9 protein-coding genes are annotated in these 8,489 nt (G+C 74.0%); 8 read left to right on the top strand and 1 reads right to left on the bottom strand.

Annotated elements, in window-relative coordinates:
• Positions 1–893: hypothetical protein (locus tag QM572_RS11895; RefSeq protein ID WP_415093333.1), on the top strand; the 893-nt coding region annotated here is incomplete at its 5' end.
• 129 nt (positions 894–1,022) lie between these two features.
• Here the strand turns inward: QM572_RS11895 and QM572_RS11890 are convergent.
• Positions 1,023–1,832 carry a thioesterase family protein gene (locus QM572_RS11890; protein ID WP_415093331.1) on the bottom strand — a complete coding sequence of 270 codons (810 nt, stop codon included), beginning with the start codon at positions 1,830–1,832 and terminating at the stop codon, positions 1,023–1,025.
• Positions 1,833–1,891: 59 nt separating this feature from the next.
• Here QM572_RS11890 and QM572_RS11885 point away from each other — a divergent pair, with 59 nt between their 5' ends.
• From QM572_RS11885 to QM572_RS11855, 7 genes are all read left to right on the top strand, one after another.
• Complete coding sequence (locus QM572_RS11885) at positions 1,892–2,272, top strand: YidH family protein (RefSeq protein WP_415093329.1); 381 nt, start codon at positions 1,892–1,894, stop codon at positions 2,270–2,272.
• A 59-nt stretch (positions 2,273–2,331) separates the two neighbouring features.
• Entirely contained in the window at positions 2,332–3,510 is a 1,179-nt protein-coding gene (locus QM572_RS11880) for a PP2C family protein-serine/threonine phosphatase (RefSeq protein WP_415093327.1), read from the top strand.
• Positions 3,507–5,111 carry a sensor histidine kinase gene (locus QM572_RS11875; RefSeq protein ID WP_415093325.1) on the top strand — a complete coding sequence of 535 codons (1,605 nt, stop codon included), beginning with the start codon at positions 3,507–3,509 and terminating at the stop codon, positions 5,109–5,111. The genes QM572_RS11880 and QM572_RS11875 overlap by 4 nt, the downstream gene beginning before the upstream one ends.
• Positions 5,108–5,551, top strand: coding sequence for a response regulator (locus QM572_RS11870; protein WP_415093323.1), 444 nt, complete (start codon positions 5,108–5,110; stop codon positions 5,549–5,551). The genes QM572_RS11875 and QM572_RS11870 overlap by 4 nt, the downstream gene beginning before the upstream one ends.
• A 7-nt stretch (positions 5,552–5,558) precedes the next feature.
• The gene (locus QM572_RS11865; protein WP_415093321.1) at positions 5,559–6,638 is read left to right on the top strand and encodes an acetamidase/formamidase family protein; all 1,080 of its coding nucleotides are present in this window, start codon (positions 5,559–5,561) and stop codon (positions 6,636–6,638) included.
• A gap of 28 nt (positions 6,639–6,666) precedes the next feature.
• The gene (locus tag QM572_RS11860; protein WP_415093319.1) at positions 6,667–8,208 is read left to right on the top strand and encodes an AtzH-like domain-containing protein; all 1,542 of its coding nucleotides are present in this window, start codon (positions 6,667–6,669) and stop codon (positions 8,206–8,208) included.
• Positions 8,209–8,263: 55 nt separating this feature from the next.
• Positions 8,264–8,489: 2-oxo-4-hydroxy-4-carboxy-5-ureidoimidazoline decarboxylase (locus QM572_RS11855; RefSeq protein ID WP_415093317.1), on the top strand; the 226-nt coding region annotated here is incomplete at its 3' end.

Here is an 8,489-nt window from a genome sequence, read left to right as displayed (position 1 = left end):
CGGGGGTCCTCGCCGACCTCGACCGTCGGGCTCGCCGAACGCTGGCGCCCGGGCTCGCGGTCCGGCGCGCGCTGCGCTGGGAGCGGCGCGACGGGCGGGACGAGACGTGGTTCCCCCAGGGCGTCGCCACCTCCTGGCGGACCGGGTACGCCGAGGACGTGCTGCTCGTCAGCTGGTACTCCCAGCGGGGCGAGGGCGCCCGGGTCACCTTCCTCGACCTGCGGACGCGGCGCTACCGCCACGTCCTCCTCGTCGACGCGACGCCCGAGGGACGGCTGCGGCCGGTGACGGTCCACGCCGGGGGCCTGGTGTGGCAGGGCCGCTGGCTGCACGTCGCCGCGACCCGGCAGGGCTTCCTCAGCTTCCAGGTCGACGACCTCATGCGCGATCCCAGCGGGGAGACCGGCTACGACTACGTGCTGCCGCTGCGCGCCATCCACCACGCGACGGCCGACGAGAGCGACGACGCGCTGCGCTACTCCTTCCTCTCCCTCGACCGGACCGGGCCGATGCCGACCCTGGTCGTCGGGGAGTACGGCCGCGGCGGTCGCACCACCCGGATCGCCCGCTTCCCCCTGGACGAGGCGACCGGTGAGCTGCTCGCCGGCCCGGACGGGCGGGCGCTGGCGATCGATGTCGGGGAGGGCGTCCCACAGATGCAGGGCGCCGTGGTGGTCGACGGGATCTACTACGTGACCGTCTCGCACGGACCGCGCACGCCCGGCGAGATGGTCGTCGGCCGGCCGGGCCGATGGCGCCGGCGGCGCTGGGCCACGCCGCCGGGACCGGAGGACATCGTCTTCCACCCGCCGACCCGGCTGCTGTGGTCGGTCACCGAGCATCCCCGGCGTCGCTGGGTCTTCGGGATGCGTCCCCGGCCGCCCCGACCCTGAGCGAGCCCCCATTCGACTGGCTCGGAAGCCCCATTCGGCGGGCTCGGAAGCCCCATTCGACTGGCTCGGAAGCCCCATTCGGCGGGCTCGGAAGCCCCACTCGGCGGGAGGGGAGGCCCCAGTCGGCGGTCAGGTGCCGCGGGGGGTGCGGGCGAGCTGGCGGCTCTGGGCGACGAGGCGGCCGGCGGAGTCCCAGACCTCGCAGTCCTCCTCGAACATCCCGCCGGCGAGGTTGCGGGTGAGGTGGCGGAGCTTGAGCCACCCCGGCGCCGGCTTCGCCCGGACGTGCACGGTCAGCTCGAGGGTCGGCGACCAGCCGGGCAGGCCGAGGTCGAAGGCCACCGGCGGCAGCAGGTCGCAGATCGTGACGAGGCTGAACGCGTCGGGAGCGCGGTCGTCGAGGAAGCGGAACCACGCGGCGATCTCGCCCCTGCCGCTGGGCCGCCCGACCGCCCAGCCGAGGCCGTCCGCGGGGAAGCGCATCTCGAACTTCTGGTACATCGGCGCGAGAGCGCGCATCTCCTCGCCCATCTGCTCGGTCGAGACGCAGTCCTCGACCGGCGGCAGCTCGGGCTCGGCGGCCGTGGTGCGGACCGTGCCCTCGAAGCGGTCGAGGTCGCCGTACGTCGCCACGGCGGTGATCCGGGTCTCACCCTCCTGCACGAGGTCGGCCGCGACGACCGACAGCGATCCGCCGTCGCGCTTGACCTCCGTCACCACCTCGGCCGGACCGGGGCGGCCGGGGCTGAGGTAGAAGGCGCTCATGCTGATCGGGTCGGGCCTGCCCGGGACGCTCTCCCGGATCGCGTTGCCCAGGACCCCCAGCAGGTAGCCGCCGTTGAGTCCGCCACCGACGGTCCACCGCCCGTCGAGCTCGGCTGCGAACCGCCTCCCGTCACCGCTCGGCGTGACCGCGATGTCGTCGTCGTACTGCGCCATGGGCGATAACTTACTCGTGAGTAACAACGGCGACGACCCGGCCTCGCTACCCTTCGGCCATGGGCGGATCCGAGGGCGCGGCGGACGGGCGGAGGCCAGCGTCGGTCTACGGCGGGGGGCACGAGCCCGACCCGCGGTTCAGCCTCGCCAACGAGCGGACCTTCCTCGCCTGGATCCGGACCAGCCTCGGCCTGATCGCCGGCGGCGTGGCGCTGCACTCGCTGAAGGTCCCCGAGACCTCCTGGCTGCGCAAGACCCTCGTCGCGCTCATCCTCCTCGCCGCGGCCGGAGCGGCGATCAACGCCGCCCGGCGGTGGGCGGCCGTGGAGCGGGCCATGCGCCTCGGCGAGCCGCTGCCGGGCTTCGGCGAGACCCGCTTCGTCGCGGCCGCCGTGACGGTCTTCGTCCTCGCCCTGATCGTCGTGCTCACCATCCTCTGAGCCGCGCGGCCTCTGAGCCGCGCGGCGGCGGGGGCGTCGCGGGTCGGTACAGTGCGCGCGTGCTTACCTCGGACGCGGCCGCCTCCGAGGAGCAGCACGTCCTCCTCATCGAGGACGACGCCGGCGACGCCCTGCTGGTCGAGGAGATGGTGGCCGACTGCCAGCCGCCGCTCCGGCTGACCTGGGCCCGGTCGATGGCCCAGGCCCGCACCACCCTGATCGCCGAGCGGCCCGACTGCGTGCTGCTCGACCTCCACCTCACCGACTCCGACGGACTGGCGGCCCTGGCCGCCGTGGAGCGGGTCGCGGAGGGGATCCCCGTCGTCGTGCTGACCGGCCAGACCGGTGACGAGACCGGGCTCGCCGCCGTCGCGGCGGGCGCCCAGGACTACCTCGCCAAGGGCCGCGTCGACGCCGAGTCGCTGGGCCGGTCGGTGCGCTACGCCGTCCAGCGCAAGCAGTCCGAGCAGGCGACGGTCGCGCTCCAGGCCAGCCAGCTCCAGGCGCAGGAGAACGCCCGCCTCGAGCGGGGGCTGCTCCCCCGCCCGCTGCTCGCGCCCACCACCGATCTCCGGGTCACCACGCGCTACCGGCCGGGCCGTGCCCAGGCCCTGCTCGGCGGCGACCTCTACGACGTCGTCGAGACGCCCGACGGCACCGTGGAGGTGCTGATCGGCGACGTCTCCGGCCACGGCCCGGACGAGGCCGCGGTCGGCGTCGCGCTGCGCATCGCCTGGCGCACGCTGGTGCTCAGCGGGATCGAGGGCGAGGAGCGGCTGCGCCGCCTCGAGCGGATCCTCGAGGCCGAGCGCAGCGCGGAGCACATCTTCGTCACCCTCAGCTGCGTCTCCCTGCTCCCCGACCACGAGCGGATCCACGTCGTCCGCGCGGGGCACCCGGGCCTGCTGCTGCGGGCCGGGGGGACGGTCGAGCTGGCCGAGGTGCCCGGCGGGCCGCCGCTCGGCGCCCTGCCCGAGCCCGCCTGGCCGGTCACCGAGCTGCCGATGCCCGAGGGCGGGCTGATGCTCTTCACCGACGGCCTCTTCGAGGGGCGGACGAGCGCCCGTGGCGACCGGCTCGGCGAGGAGGGACTGCTCGAGGCGGCGCAACGCCTCGCCGACGCGGACGCCGACGCCTTCGTCGACGGCCTCATCCGCCACGCGCAGCAGCTCGCCGAGCCCTACGGCGGCCTCGACGACGACATCGCCGTCGTCCACCTCGCCTGGGAGGGTCGATGAGCGACGGAGCGACCCGCAGGCGGTTCGCGTCCGTGACGGTCGAGGGCTGGCTCAACCTGCTGCTGGGGATCCTGGCGGTGCTCGTGACGGTCGGCGCGGTCGTCGCCACCCAACTGCTGCACCGGACCAACGTCACGGCCGACCACCTCATCGAGCGGGTGCAGCCGGCCCAGGCCGAGGCCTACCGCCTCCAGGCCGCCCTGGTCGACCAGGAGACCGGACTCCGGGGCTACGCCCTGACCGCCGACCAGCAGTTCCTCGAGCCCTACACCCAGGGCCAGGCCGACGCCGAGACCTCGATGAAGCGGATCCGCCGCCTCCTGCCCGGCGACACCCAGGTCGTCGAGGACCTCGCCGCCCTCGAGAAGGCGGTCGCCACGTGGCGCGAGGACTACGCCCAGCCCCTCGTCGACAGCGTCGTCGTGGGCAACCCGCGACCGGTCGACAAGCGGTCGGCCACCGAGGCGAAGACGGCCTTCGACGACGTACGCGCCCTCTTCGACGTCCAGAACGCCGACCTCGCCGCGAGCAACGCGGTCAGCGTGAGCCGGCTCGACCGGGCCCGCGCCCAGCGGACGTGGGTGCTGATCGGCCTGCTCGTCGCGCTGGGCTTCGCGGCGGTGGGCATCCTGCTGCTCATGCGCCGGCTCGTGGTCCGGCCGCTCGCCCTGCTGCGCACCTCGTCGCGGCGGGTCGCGCAGGGCGACTTCGAGCATCCCATCTCCGAGTTCGGCCCCGCCGACATCCGGGCGGTCGCCCACGACGTCGAGAGCATGCGCGAGCGGGTCGTCGCCGAGCTCACCGCCTCCCGGGACGCCACCCGGGCGCTGGACGCGCAGGCGGTCGAGCTGCGCCGCTCCAACGGCGAGCTCGAGCAGTTCGCCTACGTCGCCTCCCACGACCTCCAGGAGCCGCTGCGCAAGGTCGCCTCGTTCTGCCAGCTCCTCGAGAAGCGGTACGCCGGCCAGCTGGACGAGCGCGGCCAGCAGTACATCGACTTCGCGGTCGACGGGGCCAAGCGGATGCAGGTCCTCATCACGGACCTGCTCACCTTCTCCCGCGTCGGCCGGACGAGCGAGTTCGAGCGGCAGGTCTCGCTCGACACCAAGCTCGACAAGGCCCTGGACAACCTCGTCACCGCCGTCGAGGAGTCCGGCGCGCGGATCGAGCGGCCCGAGCGGCTGCCCACGATCGGCGGCGACCCGACCCTGCTGGTCATGCTGTGGCAGAACCTCGTGGGCAACGCGATCAAGTTCCGCTCCCCCGACCGGTCCCCGGTCGTGACGATCGACTGCGTGCCCGACCCGGACGCCGCGCCCGGCGGCGGGTGGCTGCTCTCCGTGACCGACAACGGCATCGGCATCCCGGCCGAGTTCGCCGAGAAGGTCTTCGTCATCTTCCAGCGTCTGCACAGCCGCGAGGCCTACGCTGGGACCGGCATCGGGCTGGCGCTGTGCAAGAAGATCGTCGACTATCACGGCGGCCGGATGTGGATCGATCTGGATCACACGCCCGGCGCCCGCCTCTGCTTCACCCTGCCGGCCATGCCGGCCGAGCGGCCGGACCTCCCGGTCATCCCGTCGGAAGGAAGTGCCGTATGACCCCCCAGGGGCAGCCGATCGAGGTCCTGCTGGTCGAGGACGACCCCGGCGACGAGCTGATGACCCGGGAGGCCTTCCAGGACAACAAGATCGGCAACACGCTGCATGTCGTCCGCGACGGGGAGGAGGCGCTGGACTTCCTCTACCGGCGCGGCGCCCATGCCGGCGCCCCCCGCCCCGACCTGATCCTGCTCGACTTCAACCTGCCGAAGTACGACGGCCGCGAGGTGCTCCAGAGGATCAAGTCGGACCCGGAGCTCTCCCTGATCCCGGTGGTCGTCCTGACCACCTCCTCCTCCGAGGAGGACATCATGCGGGCCTACAAGCTCCACGCGAACGCCTACGTCACCAAGCCGGTCGACCTCGACCAGTTCATCGCGGCGGTCCGCCAGATCGACGACTTCTTCGTGACCGTCGTTCGGCTCCCCCACCGGAGCTGAGCCGCCGGTGAGCACGACACACGAGCCGGCGCTGCAGCCGGGCGCGGGGACGATCACCGCGACGACGTACCTGCCCTCGGGCCTCGAGACGAGCCTGTGGGGGCGCCTGCCCTGCGAGGCCGACGCGCCCGTCCTCACCGTGGAGCCCGGCACCCAGCTGACCGTCGACACGCTCAGCCACGAGGGGATCCTCGAGGACCAGGGCCGGGACCCCGAGCGCTTCTTCACCGGGCACGGCGCCACCGAGGTGCTGACCGACGCGATCGAGCTCGCCCGCAGCGACTACCCCCGCACCTTCGGGGTCGACGGGCCGCACGTGGTCAGCCGGCCGATCGCGGTCGCCGGGGCGCGGGTGGGCGACCTGCTCGCGATCACCGTCGACGAGACCCTGCCGCGGGTGCCCTACGGCGTGATCAGCAACCGGCACGGCAGGGGCGCCCTGCCCGACACCTATCCGCTCGACGGCGATCCGGTGTTCAGCGCGTTCGCCACCGTGAGCGAGGACGGCGCGTACGGCCTGCTCCCCCGGCGGCCCGGCGAGGAGCCGTCGGTCCGCTTCGAGCTCGCGCCCTTCCTCGGCATCATGGGCGTCGCCGTCCCCGGCGACGAGCGGCCGCACTCGGTCCCCCCGGGCCCCCACGGCGGCAACATCGACATCCGGCTCCTCACCACCGGCTCGACGCTCTACCTGCCGGTCCAGGTCGACGGGGCGCTGGCCTACGTCGGCGACCCGCACTTCGCGCAGGGCGACGGCGAGGTCAGCCTCACGGCCATGGAGGCGTCGCTGCGCGCCACCATCACGCTCGACGTGGTCCCGCGCGAGGACGCCCTCGCGAGGTTCGGGGAGCTCGCCGGACCGCTCGCGGAGACCTCGGAGCTCCTCGTGCCGACCGGGCTCGACGAGGACCTCGACGAGGCCGTGCGCCAGTGCGTCCGCGCCGCGATCGCCCTGATCAGCGCGCGCTTCTCGATGGACGAGCGCCTCGCCTACGCCTACCTCTCGGCCGCGACCGACTTCCGGATCAGCCAGGTCGTCGACGTGGTCAAGGGCGTGCACGCCACGATCCGGAAGTCGGACTTCGCATGACCCGTCATGCGAGGCGAGGGCTCGGCTCATGACCTCCGGACCGGGCGAGGGATCGCTGAGCGAGGCGTTCTGGGCCTACGAGCGGGCGCTCATGGCCAACGACGTCCCCGAGCTCGACCGGCTCTTCGCGCCCGGCGCCTCCACCCTTCGCGGCGACGCCAACGGGCTGCTGGTCGGCCACGACGCGATCAGCGCCTTCCGTGGAGGCCGGAAGGTCCCGGCCGACGGGAGGCCGTGGCGCCGGATCGTCCAGACCCACGTCCAGGCGATCGACGCCGAGCACACCCTCATCGTGGCGGTCACCGAGCTCGCCTCGGGCGGGCGCGGGCAGCAGACCCAGCTCTGGGCGCGGCTCGACGGGGACTCCGGGCCCGAGTGGAAGGTGACCGCCGCCCACGTGTCGGTCCCGGCGCCCGCGCTGGACACCCGCGTCTGGCGCGTCGTCGGCGACCCCCTCGTGCCCGGCGACCCCGAGGGCGACCTCGCCGGCGAGACCGTCGCGGTCAAGGACCTCTTCGCCGTCGCCGGCCATCCGATCGGCGCCGGGAACCCCGCGTGGCTGGCCCAGGCCGCGCCCGAGCGGCACCACGCCTGGGCCGTCCAGCGCCTCCTCGACGAGGGCGCGTCGGTCCGGGGCATCGCGCGCACCGACGAGTTCGCCTACTCGCTGGCCGGCACCAACGCCCACTACGGCACCCCGCCCAACCCGAAGGCCCCCTTCCGGATCTCCGGCGGCTCCTCGTCGGGCTCGGCGGCGGCCGTCAGCCTCGGCCACGCCTCGATCGGGCTCGGCACGGACACCGGTGGCTCGATCCGCGTCCCGGCCGCCTACCAGGGCCTCTACGGCATCCGTACGACGCACGGCGCCGTCCCGACCCAGGGCCTCCTCCCACTGGCGCCGACGTTCGACACCGTCGGCTGGCTGACCCGCGACGCCGAGCTGCTCCGCTCGGTCGGCCAGGCGTTGCTCCCGCCGGTCGCCGGGGACGGACGGCCCTCGCCGCCCCCGGCCGGGCTGGTCGTCGTGCCCGAGCTCCTCGCGCTCGCCGACGACGACGTGCGCGAGGCCGTCGAGGCCTGGCTGGCCGGCGTCGCCCACGTCCGGGAGGGCTGGAGCGCCGACACCGAGAGCTGGCGACGGACCTACGTCACCGGGCAGGCCCACCAGGCGTGGCACGTCGACGGGGAGTGGCTCGCCAGCCGGCTCGACACTCTCGGGGACGACGTACGCGGCCGCTTCGAGGCCGCCCGCGACGTGAGCGACGACGACGCCGAGGCTGCCGCGGAGGCGGCCGACGAGGCCCGCGACGCGATCCGGTCGTTCGTCGGCTCCCGCGTGATCGCGCTGCCCAGCGCCAGCTCGGTGGCGCCGCTGCCCGGAGCCGACCTCCAGGCCACCCGGGAGTCGACGATGCGCCTGACCAGCATCGCCGGACTCGGGGGCCTGCCCGCCCTGAGCATCCCGCTCGCCACCCGCGCCGGCCTCCCCTGCGGGGTCTGCCTGATCGCCGCCCCCGGCCGCGACCGCGACCTCCTCGACCTGGCCGTCACCCTGGCTGCCTCTCCCTGACACGAGGAGGCAACGTCTTCACGATGCTGAAACATTCGTTTCGTATGGTGAGGCTGTGACCACACTGGAGGGATTCAACGCGGCCACGACCGCCGACGCCGTCGCGCTCGTCGCGCCGTGCGTCGCGATCCCCTCCTTCGCCGCCGAGCTCGTCGCCGGCCGGCCGTACGCCGACCTCCCGGCGCTCCTCGACGCCGCCCGCGGCCTCGCCGCGTCGTGGAGCGACGCGGACGTCGCCGGAGCGCTGGCCGACCACCCCCGCATCGGCGAGCGCCACCAGG

This window comes from Nocardioides sp. (genome assembly GCF_047607365.1).
Classification (GTDB): domain Bacteria; phylum Actinomycetota; class Actinomycetes; order Propionibacteriales; family Nocardioidaceae; genus Nocardioides.
Note: the sequence above shows the minus strand (reverse complement) of the source record. Positions and strands in the feature narration are given on the sequence as shown.

Excerpts from the sequence above, each read along its gene's own strand:
- QM572_RS11890 (WP_415093331.1), bottom strand. The coding sequence starts at position 1,832 with ATGGCGCAGTACGACGACGACATCGCGGTCACGCCGAGCGGTGACGGG.
- QM572_RS11885 (WP_415093329.1), top strand. The coding sequence starts at position 1,892 with ATGGGCGGATCCGAGGGCGCGGCGGACGGGCGGAGGCCAGCGTCGGTC.
- QM572_RS11875 (WP_415093325.1), top strand. The coding sequence starts at position 3,507 with ATGAGCGACGGAGCGACCCGCAGGCGGTTCGCGTCCGTGACGGTCGAG.
- QM572_RS11870 (WP_415093323.1), top strand. The coding sequence starts at position 5,108 with ATGACCCCCCAGGGGCAGCCGATCGAGGTCCTGCTGGTCGAGGACGAC.
- QM572_RS11860 (WP_415093319.1), top strand. The coding sequence starts at position 6,667 with ATGACCTCCGGACCGGGCGAGGGATCGCTGAGCGAGGCGTTCTGGGCC.